Annotated in this window: 1 protein-coding gene; it reads right to left on the minus strand. The window is 47.9% G+C overall.

What is annotated here, in order from left to right:
* On the minus strand, window positions 1-703 hold a 703-nt coding region (locus ACCD02_RS32585; RefSeq protein ID WP_413310707.1), incomplete at both ends, for a hypothetical protein.

A 703-nucleotide genomic window follows, 5' to 3' on the forward strand; every position in this document is an offset into this window, starting at 1 on the left:
TCGTTATCCATATCGATCCAGTAACGCGGGTCGCGACCGGTTTGACGGTCGTACTCGGCAGTCACCGGGTCCAGGTGACGATGAGCTTCGTGTACCGGTACGTCGGGCAATGGGCGGCTGATGTCCATGAAGTTCTGGAAGAAATCCCATAGCGCACAAGGTGTTTGTGCGAGATTGTCTGGCGCAATCATGTCATTGAAGTTCATGCCCTTATTGCTATAACGGTGCGCCAGGGAAAGGCCGATCATGGGCAAGCCCTGACGATCCGGATTGGTGATTATATAAGCGTCAAACTCATAAAAGGACGCGGTGAATTCTCCGATTTTTCCGGTTTTTTTAAAGTCCTTGTAATCAAAAATGGTGACGAGGCCCGTGCGGCGATTGAGTTCCCAAAGGGGACCCTTGGGTGCGCGAAGCCAGACTTTGGGGAAGTACTCAACGACCATGTGGCCGATTAATCCGCACGCAAATGGTATGCCAAGGAACCATGCATAGACTTCCAGTAAGTCATAATATGTTAATGAATTATCTGCGCCGCCAACTAGAGGAATCATTGTAAGATGAGTCAGAAACAAAGGGAGAATTAATATTATGGTTAACCACTTACCTCCCCCTTTTAAGAAGAGCCAAAATTGAGTCTTGAAAGGAAATTGCGCATGACGAATCACTTCATGATCGTGTCGATAATGCAGCTCCAGATGTT

Origin of the sequence: Pseudomonas sp. Pseusp88, assembly GCF_047303955.1 — a bacterium.
In the GTDB taxonomy this organism is placed as follows: Bacteria; Pseudomonadota; Gammaproteobacteria; order Pseudomonadales; family Pseudomonadaceae; genus Aquipseudomonas.